General features: G+C 50.1%; 13 protein-coding genes. 1 reads left to right on the top strand and 12 read right to left on the bottom strand.

What is annotated here, in order from left to right; genetic code table 11:
• Window positions 1–992 precede the first annotated feature (992 nt).
• The 12 genes from X474_RS09760 to X474_RS09695 all read right to left on the bottom strand — a co-directional run bounded on the left by X474_RS09760 (window position 993) and on the right by X474_RS09695 (window position 21,635).
• The gene (locus tag X474_RS09760; RefSeq protein ID WP_156360712.1) at window positions 993–3,632 is read right to left on the bottom strand and encodes a tetratricopeptide repeat protein; all 2,640 of its coding nucleotides are present in this window, start codon (window positions 3,630–3,632) and stop codon (window positions 993–995) included.
• A gap of 304 nt (window positions 3,633–3,936) precedes the next feature.
• Window positions 3,937–4,491, bottom strand: coding sequence for a hypothetical protein (locus tag X474_RS09755; RefSeq protein WP_156360711.1), 555 nt, complete (start codon window positions 4,489–4,491; stop codon window positions 3,937–3,939).
• 481 nt (window positions 4,492–4,972) lie between these two features.
• Complete coding sequence (locus X474_RS09745; protein ID WP_044348568.1) at window positions 4,973–6,364, bottom strand: acetyl-CoA hydrolase/transferase family protein; 1,392 nt, start codon at window positions 6,362–6,364, stop codon at window positions 4,973–4,975.
• Entirely contained in the window at window positions 6,364–6,636 is a 273-nt protein-coding gene (locus X474_RS09740; protein WP_044348567.1) for a hypothetical protein, read from the bottom strand. The genes X474_RS09745 and X474_RS09740 overlap by 1 nt, the downstream gene beginning before the upstream one ends.
• Window positions 6,637–6,643: 7 nt before the next feature.
• Window positions 6,644–8,095 carry a 4-hydroxyphenylacetate 3-hydroxylase family protein gene (locus tag X474_RS09735; RefSeq protein ID WP_044348566.1) on the bottom strand — a complete coding sequence of 484 codons (1,452 nt, stop codon included), beginning with the start codon at window positions 8,093–8,095 and terminating at the stop codon, window positions 6,644–6,646.
• Window positions 8,096–8,487: 392 nt separating this feature from the next.
• A complete protein-coding gene (locus X474_RS09730) occupies window positions 8,488–9,903 on the bottom strand; it encodes a sigma-54 interaction domain-containing protein (RefSeq protein WP_044348565.1) in 1,416 nt (471 codons plus the stop codon).
• A gap of 561 nt (window positions 9,904–10,464) precedes the next feature.
• Entirely contained in the window at window positions 10,465–12,147 is a 1,683-nt protein-coding gene (locus X474_RS09720; RefSeq protein ID WP_052515066.1) for an SAM-dependent methyltransferase, read from the bottom strand.
• Between the two features lie 34 nt (window positions 12,148–12,181).
• Complete coding sequence (locus X474_RS09715) at window positions 12,182–14,317, bottom strand: TonB-dependent receptor (protein WP_044348563.1); 2,136 nt, start codon at window positions 14,315–14,317, stop codon at window positions 12,182–12,184.
• Between the two features lie 596 nt (window positions 14,318–14,913).
• Entirely contained in the window at window positions 14,914–15,903 is a 990-nt protein-coding gene (locus tag X474_RS27660) for a helix-turn-helix domain-containing protein (RefSeq protein WP_082464280.1), read from the bottom strand.
• A gap of 639 nt (window positions 15,904–16,542) precedes the next feature.
• Entirely contained in the window at window positions 16,543–17,157 is a 615-nt protein-coding gene (locus X474_RS09705; RefSeq protein ID WP_044348561.1) for a TetR family transcriptional regulator, read from the bottom strand.
• A gap of 1 nt (window position 17,158) precedes the next feature.
• On the bottom strand, window positions 17,159–20,323 hold the full coding sequence (locus X474_RS09700; RefSeq protein WP_044348559.1) for an efflux RND transporter permease subunit: 3,165 nt from the start codon (window positions 20,321–20,323) through the stop codon (window positions 17,159–17,161).
• Window positions 20,316–21,635 carry an efflux RND transporter periplasmic adaptor subunit gene (locus X474_RS09695; protein WP_044348558.1) on the bottom strand — a complete coding sequence of 440 codons (1,320 nt, stop codon included), beginning with the start codon at window positions 21,633–21,635 and terminating at the stop codon, window positions 20,316–20,318. The genes X474_RS09700 and X474_RS09695 overlap by 8 nt, the downstream gene beginning before the upstream one ends.
• 429 nt (window positions 21,636–22,064) lie before the next feature.
• On the opposite strand from X474_RS09695, the gene X474_RS09690 reads away from it, so the two are divergent.
• Complete coding sequence (locus tag X474_RS09690) at window positions 22,065–22,484, top strand: hypothetical protein (RefSeq protein ID WP_044348556.1); 420 nt, start codon at window positions 22,065–22,067, stop codon at window positions 22,482–22,484.
• Window positions 22,485–22,577: the final 93 nt, after the last annotated feature.

Here is a 22,577-nt window from a genome sequence, read left to right as displayed (position 1 = left end):
TCGTTTTGCCCATGTGGCCTGATCTTCCGGACAGGTCTCAGACCTCTTATTTTCTTACAGGAGGTCATGCAAGTCTCAATCTAATGCTCCTTTGTAAAGAACATCATTGTGCTAAGCAGGGTCAACGCATTTATTTCCCACATTTTTTGCTGCAAGAGCTTCCTTATCCACTTGTTCCCGGCTCTACATGCCGCCTAGGCTGAAAGAAGAGGCTAGCTACACCTCACAACCAACGCAATGCCCAGGAGGTGCTATCATGGAGATTAGAGAAACGGTCAAACAATTATGTGGGGGCTGTTAGGTCCTCTTATCGGCAAGTGGCTTTGATATTTGGCTGGGACTTTTTGTGAAAACAGTGCCAAAATCGGCAAAAATGGGTGAAATCTGAGAAGCTGATTGCTTTATGATATCAAAGTCTTCCTAAAAAATGAGGAGGTTAGAAAACTCAGGTTCGCAGACTCAAAATCCCCCGGCCCTTGCGGCCATGAGAGTTCGAGTCTCTCCTCCGGCACCAAAATACCAATAAGTCGGGGAGCCCGTCGGGCTCCCCTTTCTTTTTTGCTTTTAAGTATTTGCGAAGGCCATCAGGGCCATTAGCGTGAATATGCCCTTAAAGGCTAAGAGCTGATATCTTGTGTTTCTTTGATCCGCCCGAACGAAAATCAAATCAACCTGATAAGCTCCAACACTTTTCCCCAGACGTTCGGTGAAATAAATAACTTGAGCCGAATTTTTAAAACCACCACTCTTTGACCCAAGCCCTTAGCCAAGTCTTTCCCCTTCCGGCAAATCAGCGAGGATTTTACCAAATCGACCACGAGACTACAGGCGCGCCAGGCTTCAGCACAATACCACGCCTAAAAATAGAGTCCCCAAAATTATAGTGACGGTTCTTGGACCTATGACGCCACAGGCTCAAAAACAACTAAGTTCCCCCCGAACCACTTTCCTTGTAGTGCGGGGGGACTATTTTTGGTTCACGCCGGTAGTCTTTATTTTGGCAACAGCCCGGTTTCCATGGCTTTCTTTATGGCCTGCTCAGCGGTAACTCCCGACTCAAGCAGTTTATTCCAGGCTCGGACTTCTTCCATGCGACCGCACTTTTTTAACGCGCGAAGGTAGTTCTTCAAAGCGGCCTGGAGCTGGTTTGCGGGATACTCTCTCCCGGCCAAGGCCCGGGCTGAAAGGTTGGATGCCTTGCAATAGTCTCCCAAATCTTCATATGTGACGATCAGGCGTCTGCGCACCTGGGGAGCCCCGGAGGAATCCGGATAGCGCTTCAGGAACTGTTCCAGAAGTTCGACTATTTCCCGGTTTTTGGGGCTGCTGTAAGCGAACTTGTATAGGTTGGAGAGCCTCCAATAGGCATCTTGCGCCCAGGAAGTATCCGGACAGCGTTCTATGATCTCGGTGTAGATCAACTTGAAATCGCGTAACCGGTCCCTTGGCAGCTTAGCGGCCTGTTTCATCAACTTCCGGCCCAACTTTTTCTGCTCGGAAAGCGACAGAGGTTTATCCGCCAAAGCCTTTTCCGTCTGCAACTCGGGGTGTTCCTGTTTGATCTGCTGAATCCGCTTTAATGCCTCCTTGGCCCGGCGGGACTCCCCGCTCTGATCCATGGCAACCACCTGGTTGAACCAATCAAGGGCCTTGGCGGGTTTTTTAGCATCCAGCCAGGCCTGAGCAGCCTGCATGGCCTGTTTTTGCTCGTCCAGTTCCCAAAGATGGGCATAATTCCGGGCGGCCATCTCATGCAGACCAGCCAGTTCCTGCCGCGCCCCGGCCTCCTCTAAGCGGCGTACAAGCCATTTCCACAAGTCCTCACTGTCAGGCCAGTGGGGATAGCGTTTTAAATAGTCCATGGCCAAAGCCATGCATTTGGGTTCCAGGGTGCGGTCATGGCTTTCAAGGCAATTAGCCAACCGGGCCCTGGCGGCCCGATTACCATGATAGGTTTGAGTGGCATCGCGTATCAGCGAATCGGCCAACTCCTTTCTTTTCTCCAGGACGGGCTGCATTACCTTTCGGCGTTCCTCACTCCGATCGGGCAGTTTGGAGGGCTGTAGGGAATTTATATCCACATATATCTGATAGGCTGCATCCCGCATGGCTTTTCGTTCCTGCGGGCTCATGGGCTTGGGAACGGCCACCCGTTGTAATCGCTGCAGAATCAGCTCGGCCTTTTTGCGCTCATCCCAATCCAACCTTTTTTGAGCCAAAAGGAGATCCATGACCTTTCTGGCCCGCTCCAAATCGCCCGTTCTTTGCCAGGCCACCGCCAGGTCAAAGGCAGCACCTGCATAGATCCACTTTTTGCCCTGGTACTCTTGATCAAACTTTTGCTGCTCCATCTGAGCGGCTTTATCCCAGGCTCCCAGTTCCAGATAGGTGCCCTTTATCTCCTTTTCCGCTTTAAGGGCCGGTTTGGCGCCGGGAAAGCGGCTGGTTGTCTCCTCAAGAAGCAGCAGCTTGAAGCGAAGATCCGGCCATATCCAGCTCTGGAAATCTTCACGGTTCCCCTGGATGCCGGCCAGATGCATTAAGGCCGCAGGGGTGTCCTCCCCAGAAGGGCAGTGGTCAAGAAGCGCCCTGATCAGTTCGATATGCTCTTTAGCCGGTAAATAACGCTTGCCTTTGGCCTTTTGGGTAATAGCGGCAAGCCTCTCCGGCATGGGGCTCAGTCCACCCCCCAATCCCAAGGCAACGCGGCACCATTCAGCCGCCCGGTCCCATGCCCCGGCGTCAATCCAGCGCTGGGCCACAGACCAGGCGGACCTGCGAAGATTGTACTGACTTTCGGGCAAGTCATAAGGCTGGCGCATTGCGGCCACTTCGGCGGCCCGTGCCCACATACCAAGTGCCAGGTATTCCTTCATCAGATCCCGGCTTAACCTTTTGGCTTCCGGAGCCAAAGGGTGCTTGGCCAAAAATTCCAGATGCATTTCCAAGGCCTTTTGCAGATTCCCCTTTGACTCTTCAAGTGAGGCCAGTTTGAGCATGGCCTTACGCCCGTGATAGCTGAGTGGACACTCAGCCGCCAGTTTATGTAACAGTGCATTGCGCTCAGGGCCTTTCTTGAGAGGCTTCAGCTCTAAAAACAGTTTAGCGGCCCGGGCCGACTGTTCCTCCAAAGCTGATTGCTCAACTGGATCAATTTTTAAATTTTTCACCCACTTGAGCGCAGAGTCGGCTTTGGTCAGCCTGCTGGAGCCTTTGGACGCACTCTCCTTGGCTTTGCCGAACCACAAAAGGCTTGCATCTATCCTGCCCAAATTGGCCTGATAAACACCTAATTTGTAGAGCAGGCCATAGCGCTTGCTGCTTTTGGCTGCATGAGCCTTTAGCCATTGTTCCGTAATCTTGCTTGCCAGATCCCAGCGGCCTGCCTTGCAATACATGGAAAGCAAGGTTTTTTGCAAAGAATCCGCATTTTTTCCGGTTATGGCAGTCTTCGTCAGAAAATCCTCGATGTATGCCGCCTTGGTGGGCAAATCAGTCCAGGGACCGCCGACAGCGGCCAGGCCAGCCAGGTTTTTTACCGACTTGACCGCCTCCTTGCTGTCGGGGAAAATATCTTGGATTTTGATCAGAATTGCCCGGCGGGCTTCTTTTTGATTGGAAGGGGTTTTCACGTACTGTTTGTACAATTTTTTAGGAGTGTTCGGATCGGCTCCGGTCTTGCTGTCCGCCCAGGCTGAAAAAACAAATCCAACACAGAAAAACAATAAGAATAATGTACAAAATAAACTCTGTTTGCCGATCTTGTCTGTGTCTTTTTTTCCAGGTAAAGGCAAAGTCAATCTCCGTTCCCGCTATTGTAGCCGCATAGGTTTGAAAGTGCGGTCAACCATTTATTTCACCCCCGTGAAAATCCAAGGGGAATGACAAGTTAACTTTTTACGCATATACCGGAGTCAAAAGAATGGTGTGAGCACCTTACCGGGCCTTGATTCCGGTGGATATTAAGACGGCAATCCCGTTAACCTTTGAAGAAAACCGAACAGGGCAGCGGCTCCAGGGCCGGTGCAGGTGCCTGAACACCACCGCATACATGTCGTTATTTATCTCCAGGCGCACCAACACCTCCGTACAGCCGACCCTGCCTTTGGTTTGGTTGTAAGCCCTTTCAAAGCCCCTGATCAGCTTGGCCTGGTTCAGGCTGGCAAAAAAACTGCGCACCTTGCCCGCCCGCCCCTGCCGCAAGTCATGCTCGACCAGGCCCACCATTGCCTGTAAAAATCTGTGATCCGGATCAAACAGCCGCCAGGGCTCGGGCGCCTTTTCCAGGCAATAGCCTTTTTTCGTTGAATTGTCGCTCAGCTTTCTGAACAAAGTGAGGCCATGGCTGTCGAAATTATCAGTGACCAGCTTTTGCAAGCCATCCCAATCCACCATGACGCTTACGCAACTGGGCATGGTGGCTTCAGCCAAGCCATTAAACCCCAGACTCAAAGCGATGACCATGGCAGCCGCAAGTATGGGCGTCCTCATAGGCCTCCTGGTGTTATGTTGGGCAATTAAGATTAAAGCTAAATTATCCGGTGGTTGCCGTACGCCCTTTATTTCGGGCCATCTGACGCTTTTGATGAGGCGCGAAAGTTGTAACTGTGGCATCAAAAAAAACCATAATTTAGATATTAGTACGATTGCAGACCGAAAACCCAGCCGAAACTGCAATCAACTTGGCTTTGAGGGTGACAAACCGGTCTTTTTTCAGCGATCGATCAAGGCCGCCACAAGGCAACGGCTTGGCAAAACCAGAATTTTTGCCAAGCCGTTGTGGTCACTTGTCCCGGTTCAACCCACGCCAGGCACTACCCCGAGACTTAACGTCATCGGTCCCAAGTAAAAAGCGAGTTGCGAAAATTCTGATATCGGCATGTGAATCCGGAAGAAAGAGCGGTGACTAAACGACGGGTAAGTCAGGCCTAGCCCGAAACTGGCTCAGGGACGCAAAACTACCGCCGCGTCTCTATGCCTTGGCGAGTTTTTTCAAATAGGTTCCGTCATGCTCATGGGGCCAATAGGCCGCCTTTCGGTCCTCTGGCATTGGCCTGAGCAATGGGTTGTTTCTCAGGTAGATGTTTTCGTATTCGCGGCGCAGGTCTTGCCGGAAATCCGGGTGGGCGATGGATATGAGGGCCTTGGCCCGCTCGGAGACGCTTTTGCCGCGCAAATCCGCCACGCCGTTTTCAGTGACAATATAGTGCACGTCCGAGCGCAAAGTGGTCACCGATGCGCCCTGGTCAAGATAGGCGACGATACGCGAAATCCTGCCCTTCGCCGCAGTGGAATGGAAGGCCAGGATGGAGCGCCCGCCTTTTGACCAATTAGCCCCGCGCACAAAATCCACCTGACCGCCGGTGCCGGAATATTGCTTGTGGCCGATGGTGTCAGATACGACCTGACCGGTGAAGTCCACCTGCAGGGCGGAGTTGATAGAGACCAAATTGTTATTTTGGGCAACCACCCGCGGATCATTGGTGTAGTCTACACTGAACATTTCAACCAGTGGATTATTGTGCACAAAGTTATAAAGCTTTTCCGTGCCCATAAAAAAGGTGGCCACCATTTTGCCCTTATGCAGGTTTTTGCGCGCACAGGTGATATTGCCGGCTTCCACCAGATCCATAACCCCGTCACTGAACATCTCGGTGTGAATACCCAAATCTTTTTTGTCACCCAAAAAGCCGCAAATGGAATTGGGAACCGCGCCGATGCCCAATTGCAGGCAGTCGCCGTCCTTGATCAGTTCGGCGCAATAGGCGCCTATGTCCTGGTCAATGGGGGTGATCTTTGACTTGGGTAGGTACACCGGTTTGGCGTCGGTCTCGACGATAAAGTCGATATCCTTTACATGGATGAACGAGTCGCCCAGGGTTCTGGGCATATGCGGGGTGACCTCGGCTATGACCAGTCGGCTGCTCTCGGCCGCGGGTTTTGTATAATCAACCGATATGCCGAAGCTGCAATAACCGTATTCATCGGGAGGGGATACCATGCACAGGGTAACATCCACCGGCAGGATGCCCTGGGTGAACAGACGCGGAATCTGGCTGAAGTGGCAGGGGGTGAAAATGCCCCAGCCGCTGTTGAGGGCCTGACGCGAGGCGCCCCCGGCAAACAGCGAGTTATGGATAAAGTGGGGGCTGTTCTCGGGCAGGCAATATTCAGTGGGGCCCATGGGGACCATGTGCACCAATTCAACGCTCAGATATTGCTCCTTGTTTGCCACCAAGGCGGCCAACAGGGTTTCCGGCGATCCACAGGCATGGCCCACCACCACTCTGTCACCGGAGTTTATACGGCTCACAGCCTTTCGCGCGGACATTTTCTTTTGGTTGTAAATAGCTTGCCAATCCATCAACCAATTCCTTTGGCAACTTTTTTCAGTTCCAGGATGACCGATTCCAAATCCTTCTCGCGAAAGATCAGATATATTTTTTTACCCTCAAACGGCTCGAGATCCACACAGGCGCTTTCGCATCCGGCGATCACCAGGACGGCCTCGGCCATGGGATTGTCGTAGGCCGTCCATTCCACCAGTGAATCAAGGCGGTTTTTTATTGTCTGGGCCAGTTCCACCCGGTCGAAACGGGCGGAACAGCCCCCGCAATATTTCAGCCCCAAAATCACCGGGGGCCTACTTTTCCTTAATGCCGCAAAGTTGTTTGGCGATCTTTTTCTTTTGTTCCATCTTCACCTGGCGCGAAATCATGATCCGCTGGGCCTGGGGCGAACCCGCTCCGTGCATGGATTCAGTCAAATAACCCACCGCCGCGGTTCCCATGGTGATGTTTTCAATCAGCCTGAGTATGCGCATGCGGTCTTCAGTAGACGCCGAATCGTTGCCCTTGTAGTATTTTTCCAGCCACTTGCCCACCTCGGGCGAGCGGAAGTCCTCTTCCGAAGGCAGGGTTACCATCAAACCTCCGGCAATATCCTGGGCCAGGCGGGCTATCTCATAAGGGAAGCGGGTCACGTTTTGTTTGCAGACGTTGGCCAAGAGAGTGTTGACCAGGTAGGTGCCGCTGGGCTCCTTGTGCCCTTCGCAGGCGCAGGCCACGGATCCGCAGAACAGTGTTTCGTTGAGGTGATTCATCTCAATTATTTTGTCCTTAACATGGCTGGCCCTGGCCGCGCCGTTAAATTCGGCAATGGTCTGGGCCGCGCCGATGAGCACATCGCCCACACCTGCCTTGCAGGCGTAGCTCTGGCGATGGTACGAGGCGAAATTCTCCACAAGACGTCCGGCAAACTCGCACTCCTTGTACATGAACACCCGCTCCCAGGGTACGAACACGTTATCAAAAACCACCAGAGCCTCATGTCCGCCGTAAATGCCGTTGCCGCGGTCAATGTTGCCGTTTTCAAGCTTGCGCGTGTCGCAGGACTGACGCCCCATGATATAGGTGATGCCTTCGGCGTCTGCGGGCAGGGCAAAGCTCACAGCGTACTCGGCGTCTTCTTCACGCATGGAGATAGTGGGCATGATGATGATCTCATGGGAATTCACCGCGCCAGTCTGATGGGCCTTGGCCCCGCGCACAACGATTCCGTCCTTTTTTTCCTCAACCACGTGTAAAAACATATCCGGGTCATGCTGCTTGTGGGGCGGCAGGCCGCGGTCCCCCTTGGGGTCGGTCATGGCCCCGTCACAGGTCAGGTCTTCTTCCTGTACGTATTCCAAATACTTTAAAAACCGCTTCTCATATTCCGTGCCGTATTTCTTGTCAATGTCATGGGTGACGATGGACAGGGCGTTCATGGCGTCCATGCCCACACAGCGCTGGAAACAACAACCGGTTCGCGAACCCAGCAGACGGCCCATCTTGGTTTTTCTGACCAAGTCGTCGGTGCTCTGGTGAATATGGGTGAAACGGTTGATCTTTTTACCGGTCAGATGGGAGGTGGTTGTCATCAGGTCTTCGTACTCGGGCAGATGGGCCAGCTCATAGGTCAATTTGACTGCGTTCATCGACGGCCTGATGATGGGATCATCGACAACGTTTCCTACTTTTTTGCCGAACATGTAGACATTCAGGTTTAATTTGCGTAGGCTCTGTTCGTATTTTTCACCGGTCATCATGGACATTTTATTGATCTCCATTTTATTTTCGGGCACTCCGCAAAGAGGCCGCCTCGTTTTTTATTACTAAAGCCGTCCCCGGGTTTGCGCGCCTGGCGTCGGCCTGACTGACTATAGAGCAACAAGAGTGCCAAAGGGCACAAAACTGAGACCTTGCCGGTAAGCAAGTCAGCATTTTCACCGTTAACTCTCTGTTTTTTAATGACCAATTGAAGATAACCGCTGCATGGCGAAAATTGGAATGGCACGCACTCCGGTTTCAAAAAACCACTTTGGTGAATTAGTCTGCTTATAGTCGATGCACTATTGCATCGACTGTTTACATAGCACGCACATGGTCGGGAAGGTCAGAGTACCGATGCGATATTGCATCGATGCACAAACACATCACAAACGTATCACCCCTTGCAACTGACCAGGCCCAGACGCTGCATCTTGCGTACAACGGTCGACTGGTTTACACCCAGGGCTTTGGCTGCTTTACGGGTGGAGCCGTATTTTTTAAGGGCCTCTGTGATAATCCGGCGCTCGACCTCCTCCAGGGTGGCCCGCAGGGAGCCGTCCAGCAACTCCGGCGCAGCGACTGATTGTTCCCTGCTTTGCATATGTTGGGGCAATTCGCCGACTGTAATGAGCTCGCCCGGGGCGGTGACTACCATCCTCTCGATGGTATTTATCAATTCCCTTACATTGCCCGGCCAGTCATAGGCATAGAGCTTATCCAGCACCTGAGGCTCGATCTGCTTGCTGAATCCGTATTGCCGGTTGAAGCGCTCCAGAAAATGATAAACCAGGTTGGGGATGGCCTCCATGCGCTCCCGCAGGGGCGGGATCAACACCGGCACCACGTTCAGCCTGAAAAAGAGATCCGAACGATATTGCCCCTGGTCCACCATCTGTTTCAGATCCCGGTTGGTGGCGGCGATTATCCGCGCATCCACAGGCACGGGCGCCCTGCCGCCCACCCGAATGACCTCTTTGGCCTGCAACACCCGCAACAGCTTGGCCTGCAAAGACATGGGTATTTCTCCGATTTCGTCCAAAAAAATCGTGCCGCCCCTGGCGGATTCAAAAATCCCCACCTTGCCCTGTTTACTGGCGCCGGTAAAGGAGGCCGGGGCATAACCGAACAGCTCTGATTCCAGAAGCTGCTCCGGTATGGCCGCGCAGCTTATTTTGATAAAGGGTTTATTCCAGCGCGGACTGCGGGAATGGACAATATCGGCAAAAACCTCCTTGCCCACGCCCGACTCGCCCTGGACCAGAATGGTAGTGTCCACCTGGGCCAGGCGCACGGCCAGTGTATAAATCTCTTTCATTTTCTTGGACTGAACGATGGCCTGGTTTGATTCATCAGTCGCCTGGCGAATCTGTTCCAATTCGCTTTGGTATCTGCTGCGCAGCCTCTCTTCCCGCATCAACTGATTTTGCAGGTTGTAGAGCTCAGTTACGTCGCGCACGCTGGTTACCACCAGGGATATCTCGTCACCATCAATAATAGGCGTGCCGGTTACCATCACCGTCTTGCCGGTTCTCACCGTCTGCATCAAAGATTCGGGACGCTTGCTTTCCAATACACGCAGGGTGACCGATTCGCTGTAAAACCCATCTCTCACCAATTGTTTCATGGTGCGGCCCAAAACGTCCCGGCGGCGAATGCCGGTGATGCGTTCATAAGCCTTGTTCACACGGATGGTGCGGCCATGACCGTCTGTTACATAGATGCCGTCAAAGGAAGACTCCAAAATAGCGTCCAACTCGGCGGCCAGGCCCTTGGCCTGATCCATGTATTCTTTTCCTTCCGGGTGTTTCATTTGGCGCCCATGATCCTGGATGGTCTAACGATGCATTATTGCATCGAATTATTATAGTACCAGGCGCACGGCGACAGAGCCAAGATCAAGCCGGATAAATACAGGTCCAAAATTTTGGGCGAATTTATTTACTATCCAAGCAGGTCAACTCACAAGACGATTCGATCCTCGCGCTAAAGGCGTATACTCGGGACTTCTTATCCGGCCTGCGTACGACTCTGGTCGGCTGAAAACATCTTCTTCTCTATTAAACGAATCAAACCCACTCTCTTGAGAAACGGCGCCCGTAGACACGTCCACCTTCAAACCACAGTAGTCGCGGATATACCGGCCCCCCATCAAAAAAACCAACTTGAATGAAAGAGGGCAATTTCAAGCACCCTCCCTCCTCCCTGGATAACAACTTAATCCAGGTGCGGTCTATTTCCAGGGGGCCGGTCATAATGCCCCTTAACGCCTTACCTCCCAAAGCGTCGCGGCCAATGCCAACAGGACTCGTGTGGTATTCAAATTTCCCTTAACTGTCTAACTAAATCGTGACACATTCCGCCTCAAAATCTTTTACTCTAAAAAGGAACCAACATACATCAAATGTAAAAAAGGCAATTTTTTTCTTCCAACCAAATCCACAATATTGTCAAGCCTACCCTTGATAACCTTCTCACCTTTCTTAAAGCCGGCACACACAACCAAGGCGATTGGAGTTTTTCGGTCATAATAAGCGGAAAGTTTCTTTACCATGTCTGGCAAGGTAATCATATAGTCAGGCATGAAAATTACTAAAGATGTTTGTCTCTCCAGCATTTCATCAAAATCAAAAGCCTTTTTATTAAGCCAATCATCTACATCAGGAACCGTTAGAATAGCGGATTTGGTTTTTGCTCCCTGGGTAACGCTTTTTTTCAGGGCGGCGTTGGCAGCGTCAAAGGAACTTATCCCGGGAATCACTATGGGGGCAAGGTCTGCGAATTCCTGCAAAACCCAGCACCAAGGGGCATAGGTCAAAGGGTCTCCGAAATCCAAAACACATACCTGTTGGCCCTTTTCTATTGCCTGCCGCACCTTACTGACCGTCTCTTGCCGGGCCTTTTCAGAAGCAAGGAAACGCTCCAAATTCTTTCCGGAAAAATCATCTGCGCTCTTGCCGTATCCATGCCACGTCCACGCTTTTTTATTTGACGGCGCCCAAACCTCTTTGCCTTCAAGTATGTGTTTGTAGGCAGCATTAATAAAGTCAAACTGATTTATTATCAAGTCTGAGCCTTTAACTACATTTGTCGCACGCAAAGTTGCCAAATCGGGATTACCGGGGAACAATCCCACCAAATATAATTTCCCTTTTTTCTTTGCAGGTTTTGTGGCGATATTAGATTTCGGTAGATCTAGATTAGCACCAATGAAAACTAAAAATTCTTTCGCAAGCTTTTGGGTGGCAACTACTTCTTCAATATTTGCGATTGTACCACTAATCACCGCCTGTTTACCTACACACGTCGAATTAGGAACCAATGCGATTTTAGTCTCTGGTTTATATTTCCCCGAGAGTTTCCTTAAGACGACATCAAAATTATTCGGCGAGCAATAAATAACCATGGCTGCAGAATTACTGGCTAATTTATCGATTGTATCCCTTTCGCCGCAAGCGTCATTTGTGGTCAGTATGATTGACTTGGAGATATCGCTGAAGGATATATCCTCTCCCAAGACGGCATTCGCGGCGTGAAACAGGCAAACACCGGGTTCCACTTTTAGGTTGAGATCCTTGAACACATCCAGGCACCAAAGCCAATTGCCATATACCATTGGATCGCCATAATCAAGAAAGGCAACCACCTTGCCGCCTTTTACCGCCGTTCTGACCGTTTTAATAATTCTGTTTTGATCCTTTTTTATTTCGCCTGGCTGCCTGTCTGCTTCTGAGGACTTGCCGCCGGCCAAACCCTTTCTTGGGCGGTATGAATTCAACCCGGTAAGGAGTAATTCCTTGCCGTCTAATAACCTGCCGAATTGTTTGGCAAGTTGAGGATTACAAACAATGACGTCGGCTTTGTGAACTGTCTTTTGCGCACTGATAGTAATCAAATCGACATCACCGGGCCCTACACCGATCAGGTATATATCCGCTTGGCACGCCTTGTCCTTTTTCGAATGCTGCCCACTGGTCCCGGCATTGGCAAGGGAGGCTATTAGCAACAGGGCAAAAATAATCGGAAACAGCAACGAATTAATTGTTTTTGTTCGCATGAAATATCACCTTTCTAATGCATGACTAGATCAATTAAAACATGTAGCTTAGATTTATTCCGAAGTACCTCTCAGGTGCGGGGATGTGATATTGCTCCTCATAATTTTCATCAAACAGATTCATGGCGTATAGTTTAACTTTAAGAGTTTTCTCGAAAAACATTTGAGATAATCCTAAATCAAAAGTAACAAAGGAATCGATATCTTTCCCAAAGGAGGTTTGACGCTCCCCCACATACCGCATGGTGGCTAGAATTTCAGTATTCTCCCAAGGCTTCCAATCCATTCCCAGAGTCACCTTATGCCTGGGCAATTGGTATTGGTCATCGTACAACTCACTTTCAGGCGCCACTGTTGCTCCTAATTTCGGCTCTTGAAAAGTGTAGTTAAGATATCCGGATAGAGTTCTATGCAATTGAAAGTTAAGTTCGGCTTCAACACCTTGTAAGTGCAGATAATCAGCGTTTATAACTGCCTTGTCGATTTGGCCAGACATAATTAAAGGCATGGGGTACCTACTAAACATGATGTAATTGTCAATATCATAGTAATAGTAAGTGACGCGCAGGCTGTTATTATTACCAAGTTTTTGAATAATTCCCCCCTCATATTCCATGGCTGTTTCCGGATCAATAAACACACCCGTGGGGGCCCCGTACCAGCAGAACTCCATTGCGGTGGGCAATCTAAATGCCTTGCTTACGTTTAAAAAAGCCGTTGTTTCAGGAAGAAGTTCATAACTCAATCGGGATTTAGGCGACCATGCAGACCACTCTTTATCAAAGTGACTTGGATAACCGGGATAGTCCATGTTAACGGAAAGTTCGGCCTTGTCCCACCTTACTCCAAGCGCCAGATTCAATTTCTCGGTTATCTGCCAACTATCCTCGATATAACCCGCATAGTGGCTGCTCATCTTATGTCTATCCACATGCCATTCCTGTAACGGGTTGACGCAATCGTACTCCGCGTATTGATCCTTACCCTCCAAGCCAACGGTGATTGTGTGATTATTGAAATTGGTTATTTTATTCTGGAGAATCAATCCCGACTCATCAAACTTAACATCACACCAGTAGTCGTAAAATTGTATCGCCTGCTGGTACATATGCGTACTATAATTACGATGTTCATCTGTCTGATATAAATGAATTTTCCAGTCACCAATCGAGGTGTACTGTTCATAAATTACGTCAAAATAATCCATATCTTTATCGTTGTAGGAATCACCCCCTGGATAGTTGGGCGACCATCCTTCAGCATCGGAACTAACAATGGGATAAGAACTATCATATTGCTGCCCAACCAAAGGGTCATTTGGATCATTAACTACGAAAGGATTTTTGTCTTGCCGGCTGCCCTTGTAGCCTAAGGTTATTCTTCCCTTAAAGGGAAACTCATAGGAGGTTCTTACGGTAAAATCTTTTATTCTATAGTCACTATGCCTAAGATATCCGTTTGAAGAGCGGTGCCCGGCTCCCAGCGAATAACCAAAATTTTCCACATTGCCGGCCAAACCCATACGGTAATATTGGCTATCCCATTTGGCATAATCAACCATTACTTCGCCTTCCGGTATATTGTCTTTTTTATGTCCTCCCTTCTTGGTAACAACATTTATTGTTCCTCCCAAGGTGTTGCCAAATATGGCTGAATGCGCTCCACGCACCACTTCTATTTTTTCAACATCCTCCAATGTAAGAGAAGGCCAATCGATCAACTTATCTGAGAAGCCGCCGACATTTTTTAGCGGCCTTCCATCCAAGCGGACCATAATTCTTCTTGCATCCAAACCGCGTATCTTTACGACATCCTTGCCGTCTGACATATTTGGATCACCCCTTTGCACATCTATACCCGGAATACTTTCCAGAATATCCGCCACAGTCTGAGGCGCCTTGGGGCTGGTGTAGGAATCAACCGTAATTACTGTTGCCGTAGGGTCTATGGCTATACCCTTTGCTCCTTTCTCCTCCCGGCCAACTATAACCATTTCTCCTAAATCATTAAGAGAACCTAGACCTTCTTTTTCTTTAGTCTTATCATTAATAGCCCAAGCATATTGCCCTGACAAAAGCAAACATCCAGTCAAAAGCATTAAAACTGTAATCTTGCAAAAACTTTTAATTGTTTTTGCTATCCCGCCGTCAGGACAAATCAACTTTTTCATTTCTTGCACCCCTGTAATTTAGCAATTCATGTCAACATCAAATTTTCATCAAAGGAAACAACTACCTCACCTGATTTTTCAATTTCCACTCCAACTCTTAACGGCACAAAAAAGCCAAAAAAACACCATTGGAATACCATCCAATCGCGCCTTCTTGGCTTAAATGCGTAAATTTTCTATTTTTTGGAATTGCCGATAATAAACTTACTATATCGGTTATTGGCCATTGCCATTGCGTCAGCTTCATTCCAGGCGGGGTTATTTAAGCACCCATTTTCTAATGGGTAGCTGACATTCTGATCAGGCGAACTAATATCGATCTCTACTGCTCATTCTGCAGAAGTTACCCCAACCTCTTTTCGCAATACCGTCTTACAGTACAGACAACCTTCCGATACTTCAGAATGAAACCGCAATTAGCACCTGGTAAATAACATTAGTATTTTTTGGTTGTCTTTTCGCATTTGCATTCAATTTTTCCATGAATGCACTTCATTTTGGGTATTGAAAAAATTTACTGCAAAATTATCAAAGGGCAGGCAGGCAATAATGGTAATTTTTGGGTGTTAATACAGAGCAAAGACCCTCAAGGGAAATCAGCTCCGGCGCAATGAGCCTGGGGTGCAGCCAAAATGTTTACAAAATGCAGTGGTGAAGCTGGCTTGGTTTTTATATCCCGCTTCCAGGGCAACCTCCACCAAGGACAAATCTGTCTGTTCCAACAGAGACCAAGCCCGGCACAACTTAGCCTTCTTAACCACGCCAAAAACCGTGTCACCAAAAATTTCCCTGAAACCTTGATTCATCTTGTTGCGGTTGAGTCCCACCATGCGACACAAATCTTCCAGGCAGGGGGCGGATTGGGATTGGTCAAGCAGTAGGTGATAAGCATGGTGCACCGATTCCAACTCTCGCTTGGTCAGAGACCTATTCCTTTTCTGTGTGCTTCCAAAAGAATTAGCCATCTTTATAGCCATCAGTTCAAGGACCTTGGCCTCCAAAAACAACGATGCCGCCTGTCCCTGATAGGGGCAATGCATTATCTGGCTCAGAAGCAGTAATGAACGGGGGTCAATAGGTTCTTCATGCAATATAACCTTTGGAGAAAGGCCAATTGTGTCCCTATGCCCCAATTGGGTCAAAGCATCGGGCCAATCATGGAATAATTCGCAAAAAACCTGGGCCGTGAAAAAAAATGTGAGGCTATAAACATGCTCGCCCGCAGGAGAACTCATTCTCCCATACGTTTGGGGTAACTGGGTAAGTGCGCAGAATCCGGGCCGCCTTTCAAATTCTACGGGATGGCCATTCCCTCTTGAAATACTGAAACTCACACTGCCTCGAAAGCTATAACAAAGCTCAATAGGGGCTCGTTCTATATCAAAGCCCAGGTTCATACCTTCCGGCAAGACGGAATTCCCCAACAAAACGCACATTCCCGGTCTTACATATAGCTCCCGATATAGCTTGCTTTCTTCTTGGGCATCGAAATTGATGGCAACTTCCCCAGGGGAGGGGCAGTACTCCCGGACAAAGTCGGGATCGGAATTTGAAACGGGATCACTTACGCTTATCCAAATACCCACGATGATTCTCCCTGGATGAAAGCGCGGTCAGGTTTGTGGTAATTGAGCTGTTGATCCCGCCTTTCCATTAAAGCCATCCAGTCCCAGCCATGAGCTTGATCAAATGCAGCATGTTATTTTTGCAGGCCGCTATGAAATCCTGCATATATCCCGGCGGTAGATTGTCCTATATCAACAGGGAAATGTATAGAAAATAGTAGTTCATTACGGGGGAGGACACAGACTGGGCTCACAATCAGCGCTATCCGCAACCGAGCAAGGCAAATTGGCTTCCCTCCCTTCGGGTGCAGGATTAGTATGCATATCTATAAACACGCTTCGACGCCCCCAAAACAGCCCCGCACGTGCGTCGGAAACGGATGCAGAATAAGTGTATCTTTTATACCTCCGGCGAAAAACAAAATATGCGGTAAGCGCTAAAAAAGTAAGAGAATAATAGAGTTAAAGCAATAAATACCCGCGTCTAAAAAAACTTCCAGCCCTTGCAGCCATGAGAATTATTTTTTTTCTTAAACACACAAACAAAATACATTAGGGAGCTCAATAGGGTTTCTTTTCTCAGATTTTTCCAGAGGCAAGGGCACTTCAATTTTACGAGCATACTATCTACCACTGAGGCGTAGTAATCACTACGCATTACTATCTATCGGTCATTCCGGCCATGAAATCGTCCAGCAAGGAACCTGCCCATTTTTTCAAGGGCAATGTATTGGGATTAAAAAGCCAAAAACCTATAATCCCTTCTACATAGGCGCATAAGGCCACGGCGGACCGGACGGGGTCCACCTGTGGCCTCACTTTTTTTTGCCTTTTCAGCCTGGCAATATCTTCAGCCAGGACTTCCACGAAATCATCCAGTTTCTTTTTTTCAAATTCCAACAATGCTGCCAACTCATCGGACCATTCGGTCCTGTAATTCACCATTTTATAAAACTCGCGATAAGACTCATTCGCCAGCAAGACACCGATGTAATACAAAAAAATCTCTTTAATATCATTTAAGCTTCCGGCTGGAACCCATTTTTGCTTATCCAAGGTCAAACCGGTGTTACGCTCCATCTCTTCATAAAGCGTTTTAAAGATTTCAAATTTTCCGGAGAAATGGCCGTAAACAGCCCCTCTGGTGCATCCCGCCTTGTGGGCGATCTGTTTTAAGGTCGTACGGCTGTATCCATTTTGGATAAAGACCTGCAAGGCCGAATCAAGGACGGCCTGCCTGGTTTTTTCAGCTTCTCCCTTTGTTTTGTTCGCCATTTCAATATGCCTTCCCCTTTGGAGTTATGGCCACATATAAAGCCGGGACCAGAACCAGCGCCCCAACAGTCGCTGCTATTTCACCGAATATAATGGCAAGACAAAGCGGAGACCAGCCGGGATCAGACAAGGCAAGAGGCGTAAGTCCGGCCAGGTTGGTAACCGTAGTGCTCACAATGGGACGCAAGCGTTCGCTGGCCCCGTTCAGGGCCGCCCTGATCAGCCCGTGTCCCGAGGCCAATTGACGGTTCATGGTGGTTATAATGACAATGGCGTCATTCACCACAATACCTGTCAGGGCCACGATGCCAATAGCGGCGCTAAAGGAAAAAGGCAGGCCGCTTATAAAGAAGCCTGCAAACACACCGGTAAGTGCGAATATCACTGTGGAAAGAATAATGACCGGTTGCGCTAGAGAATCAAACAACAAGGCTAAAATGGCATAAAGCAACACCAGGGCTATCACAAACATCTTGAACATAGTCTGATAAACCTCTTGGCTTACCTCCTTCTCTCCAGCAAATTCATAACTATAGCCCTGGGGCCAGTCCTTTTGCATTTCATCCAGAACAGGCATCATCTGCCGGATCACTTCCGATACATAGACATCATTCAATTTGGCCATCACGGTAACGCTGCGCTCAGCATTTTTATGGGTAATGACACCGGACGTTTGCTCCATAACCGGCCGGGTCAGGTTCCACAGCGACACTGCCTTGCCTTGAGCGTTGATTACAAAGAGCTTCTCAAGCTCAATCCAGTTGCACGGCCCTTTGGCCATCACCCCCTTTTGGCTGGGCCACCAGGCTCCCAGTCGGATGGGCAGATTATCCAAAGAGCCGGGCCGGTAAAAATCACCCACCTTTTCATGTTCCATAAAAGCTATCAGCTGCCTGGCCAGTTCCTCCTGCTCCACCTGGTGAAAATCCAGGCTTTCCCTGAGTGGTTTCAAGCGTAGCTCAGTGCGGGCGGGACCCAGGTTATCCCTCACATCCACCACCCCCGGCACCCGGGCAAGCCGCCTTTTAACCGCCAGGGCTATTTTCCTGAGCCGCTTCATGTCCTCACCCTGTATATCGATCTGAAGAGGGTCCTCACCTGAAGCGCCCCCGGTTTTGGGGCTGAAGAACAGCCGCACTCCGGGCTCTTTTACCAAGGCGGATTTCAACTCCCTGCGCAACGGCTCCACGTATTCATGGCCCAACCGGTCCCGGTTTTTACGAGGCTTAAGCATGCAATTAAAGCCAATAAGGTTGGAAGCGGTTTGAGGAGCCATCAGGTCATGAAAGGATGAAATACAAAATGAGGGCCTTTGCCCCACCACCATGGTGACATACTGAAAATATGGCTTGGCCCGTAAAATGTCACCGATTTTCTCTGCTACCTTGGCTGAATAACTCAGCTTACTCTCAGGGGACAGTTCCACCAAAATGCCCAGCTCCCGGCCGTCTTCCTTGGGGTATAGGGTGTCGTTCATTAAGGAGAACAAGCCCAGGCTCATTATAAACAAACCCACTGCGCAAACGATCCAGCCCGTTGCGGTCCGGCGTGACCTGAGCACCCGTTTTTGCAGCCAGGCGGAAAGACCGGCTCCCGCCCTTTGGGTAAGCCTGTCCATGTATCCCGGCCCATGCGCTTTTTCCCTGTTTCTGAAGGCAAGACGGGCCAGGGGCGGCCCTAACAAAATGGAGATCAAATAGGAAATTGTCAGGCAGATAGCGGCAGTAAGCGGTATCAAGCGGATAAACTTACCGTCTACTCCGCCCACAAAGGCCAAGGGCAGTAAGACCAGTATGGTGGTGATGGATCCGGAAAGAGAGGGAACCGCAAAGGAGGAAAGGGTGTATTTGATAGACTCGACCAAGCCCAAGCCCTTTAGATAAATCCCCTCGTGCATTCCTTCCAAAATAAGAATGAAGTCATCCACCAGTAATCCCAAGGCTAAAATCATGCCCACCATTACCAGCAGGTTGAAAGAATAGCCCAGGGCCCAAAGCACCACCAAAGACGCCATCAGGGTCAGGGGCACCAATACCGCCGCCACCAGGGCTTCGCGCCAGGTGAGCATAAAAAGCAGCACCAGAAACACGGCCAACATGGCCTGCCAGCCGTTATTAAACCCTCGCTCCAGTTCTTCCTGAATAACCCGGCCGTCATTGCCCACCAGTGTGCAAGAGACCCCGGGAGGCCAGGCAGCCGAATCCCGCATCTCAAAAACCGCCTTTTTGGCCGCCTTCACAAGTTTAATGGTGTCCTTGCCTGCCGCCTTGAGCACCTCAATAGTAAGCACAGGGTTAAAAGGCCTCCCCTGCCAGCTCAGGGACACCTGTGTTTTTCGCCCCATGAAGCCTTGCTTCACCTCGGCCAGGTCGGACAAGCGTATCAGGCGTCCCTGGGGCAGGCGTTCTATAGGCAAACTCCTCAGATCGTCCAGCTCCCGATAGGTCCCTGACATTTTCAGCCTGAAGCTGAGCTGTTGGTTCTCAAATGCCCCCCAGGGTGAGTCATAGTTATGAGCCATAATCCGCTGGCGGACCAAGCTGGCCGGGACCCCCAGTTCACGCATCCTCGCAGGATGAAGCTGCACCTTCACCACTTGTTCCCGAGCCCCGTATATCACGGTCTTTTTTATGCCGGGTATCTTCTGCAGCCTGCGTTTTAACTTTTTTGCCAGGTCCTGCAAGGTGCTTTGCTCCACCCGGCCTGACAAGGCAAACGAGGCAATCGGCAGGTCCCGCACTGAAGTCTCCTCAACACGGGAGCGTTTCGCCTCTGGGGGCAACAAGGCCTGGGCCTGAAGCACCTTGCGATTCAGTAGCTGCATGGATTCGCCCAGGCCGCATTCAACCCTGAACCGGACAGCAACGATAGACATTTCGTCATAGGACGAACTATGGATGGATTTCACCCCTTTCACCCCTCTAAGGGTGTTCTCTAAAGGTTGGGTGATCCGCTTCTCGATCATATCCGGGGTGGCTCCGGGCCACTCGGTGATAATGCTGGCCTCGGGTATCTCCAAATCCGGCAGTGATTCCTTGGTGAGGCTGTTGTATGCGGTGAAGCCAATAAGGATAATGAGCATTATCCAAATGACGGCCGGCACCGGCCGAACGAAAAAGAAGTCAAACCAGGCGCTGTTTTTTCCTCTGGATGGCCTGTCAATCATGGGACCTCTCCTTTAAGGGCGCTCTATGACTTAAGCGTCTTCCCTCAAATAACAGATGCCTGCCGCGGGTGACCAAGACCTCCGCCTGTTCAATCCCCTTCACAACTTCCACCTGTTTCTCATCAAGGATTCCCAGTCTGATGGGGCGTTTTTGGGCTTTCCCCTCCCGGGATACAAAAACATAGGGCTTATCATCTTCAAACAGAAGGCTGCCTACAGGGGCCAGCAAGGCCGAGGGATTATGCCTTACTTGAATCCAACAACTTATGAACATCCCGTCCATTAAATGGATTTCTTTCTGCTGAAAGCGGGCGATCACCCGCATGGTGCGCTGGCTGGAGCTCAGCAAGGGACTGATCGAATATATTGTTCCGATTAACATGTTTTCCTGATCAGTTGAGACAAGGGCCCGACCTTGCATGCCGTTCAGCTGCACCACAACTTTTTGGCCGGGCTTGACCAAAGAAGCTTCGTAATAAGGAATTTGCAAGGAGACTTCGACGCTTCCGGGATCAATGATGGTGATTGGAGAGCTGTCCAGCAGGGCCTGGGAAGTTGTGCCGTCTATCTGATCGGGCCGAAAATACCTACCCTCACGAATATTCAAACGGGCTATGACTCCGTCAAAGGGGGCATAGATGCTGGTCCTTTCCAGGGAAATTCGTGCGTTCTCCGCCTCGGCCCGGGCGGAATTTATCCTTGCCTTGGCGGCAAGAAGGGTGGAAACAGCCTGCTCCAATTCGGCCTTGGCATTTAGCAACTGGTTGCGCTGTTTCTGTAATTCAGCGAGGCTCAAGGTCTTTTTTTCAAAAAGCCGTTTACTGCGGCCATATTGAATCCTGATCAAATCCAAATCGTTTTTAGCTTTGTTCACATCGCCTGAGGCTGCTTTTCCCTGATGCTTTGCATCAATGAGCGCAGCCTCTGCCTGCTTGCATACTTCGATTTGGCTCCGCTGATCCAGGGAGGCCAACAGTTGTCCGAACTTTTGACCGTCCACCGGGCCACGCACCCGGGAGCCTTCCCGGATAACTTGACCGTTAATATCCAGGCCCAACCCGGTCACCTTGCCCGCCGATTCGAAATACAGGCTAACCTTGCGTGAAACGCGCACTGTTCCCTGCCCTAAAATCCATTGACTGATGGGGCCAAATTTGGCCGGAACCACCTCTACCAATAATGGCTCCGGTTTTAGGTCAGGGCGATTCCGTCTGGCCTCCATTTGCTCCAAGCGTTCAAGTGCGGTAAGCGCCAAAATGCAAACCAATACAGTTAGCACCCATAACCATTTATTTTTAAATATCTTTTTCATCGTTAACCCTGGTAAAAGTTCATCGGGTTCTGCCTGGGGCACTCAATTCATCAATTTGATCGGTTTTTTATCCATGTTATAGTTTAATTATTCATACATGTATGAATAATTATTTTCAAGGGTGCGGGATCAAAAAAGGCAGGCCCTTTTGCCTCGCCCTTTCTAATGGAAAACAAAAAGGCGCGGCAGCATCTCAAAAATCCCCACTGGGGAAATTTAAGGCATGGGACCCTGTTATGAATCAATTTGCCATGTTGTTTGACGACAGGTTAAAGTGATATTGGGTAGTTAATAAGTGTCTGCCGTTTCAGGCCTGGACACATGACCGCTTGCAACAATATACAGCCGCTTTAAAGGGATATTTAAAATACCCCTTATGTTCGGCCCAGTATTTGCAAAAACATTCGGCGAACACCAACGGGAGCAGCCGTGCCGCGTTTTTTAATCATCACCATCTGCCTTTTACTGGTCACCGCCTGGGCCTGGGCCCAGATCCAGGAGGCCCGCTTGGAGGAGCCCTTTTCCCTTACCGGAGACGTCATTTCGGTGAGCGTGCCCGGCCAGGGCCTGGTCCTGGCTTTGGCCGACCGCAACGTTGCGGTGCACGGCCTTGGTCCGCTGTGGTATTGGGACTCCCACCAGTGGCCTTCACCAATGGTGGGCCAGGCGGTTTTTGCCACCGGTCAGCGGGTGCGCTACCAGGGCCGGGTTTTTTATGTAGCCGACAGCCTTTCCTTTGGCGGCACCACCCTGCGCCTGCGCCGCGATGCCGACGGCCTGCCGGTGTGGCACGGCCAGGGCCTGTACCTACCCTTTAAAAAAGTACAGCCCCGGGAGTTAAAACCATGAAACATTGGCTGGCCGTCATAGCTGTATTGCTCTGTCTGGTTCTGCTGATCGCGCCCTGCCCTTGCTTTGCCAATGGCGGCGGTGGCGGCGGTG

This window comes from Dethiosulfatarculus sandiegensis, from assembly GCF_000931935.2.
In the GTDB taxonomy this organism is placed as follows: domain Bacteria; phylum Desulfobacterota; class Desulfarculia; order Desulfarculales; family Desulfarculaceae; genus Dethiosulfatarculus; species Dethiosulfatarculus sandiegensis.
The sequence above is the reverse complement of the archived record's forward strand: the minus strand, read 5'-3'. Positions and strand labels throughout refer to the sequence as shown.

Excerpts from the sequence above, each read along its gene's own strand:
- X474_RS09755 (WP_156360711.1), bottom strand. The coding sequence starts at position 4,491 with ATGAGGACGCCCATACTTGCGGCTGCCATGGTCATCGCTTTGAGTCTG.
- X474_RS09745 (WP_044348568.1), bottom strand. The coding sequence starts at position 6,364 with ATGGATTGGCAAGCTATTTACAACCAAAAGAAAATGTCCGCGCGAAAG.
- X474_RS09735 (WP_044348566.1), bottom strand. The coding sequence starts at position 8,095 with ATGTCCATGATGACCGGTGAAAAATACGAACAGAGCCTACGCAAATTA.
- X474_RS09730 (WP_044348565.1), bottom strand. The coding sequence starts at position 9,903 with ATGAAACACCCGGAAGGAAAAGAATACATGGATCAGGCCAAGGGCCTG.
- X474_RS09720 (WP_052515066.1), bottom strand. The coding sequence starts at position 12,147 with ATGCGAACAAAAACAATTAATTCGTTGCTGTTTCCGATTATTTTTGCC.
- X474_RS09715 (WP_044348563.1), bottom strand. The coding sequence starts at position 14,317 with ATGAAAAAGTTGATTTGTCCTGACGGCGGGATAGCAAAAACAATTAAA.
- X474_RS09705 (WP_044348561.1), bottom strand. The coding sequence starts at position 17,157 with ATGGCGAACAAAACAAAGGGAGAAGCTGAAAAAACCAGGCAGGCCGTC.
- X474_RS09700 (WP_044348559.1), bottom strand. The coding sequence starts at position 20,323 with ATGATTGACAGGCCATCCAGAGGAAAAAACAGCGCCTGGTTTGACTTC.
- X474_RS09695 (WP_044348558.1), bottom strand. The coding sequence starts at position 21,635 with ATGAAAAAGATATTTAAAAATAAATGGTTATGGGTGCTAACTGTATTG.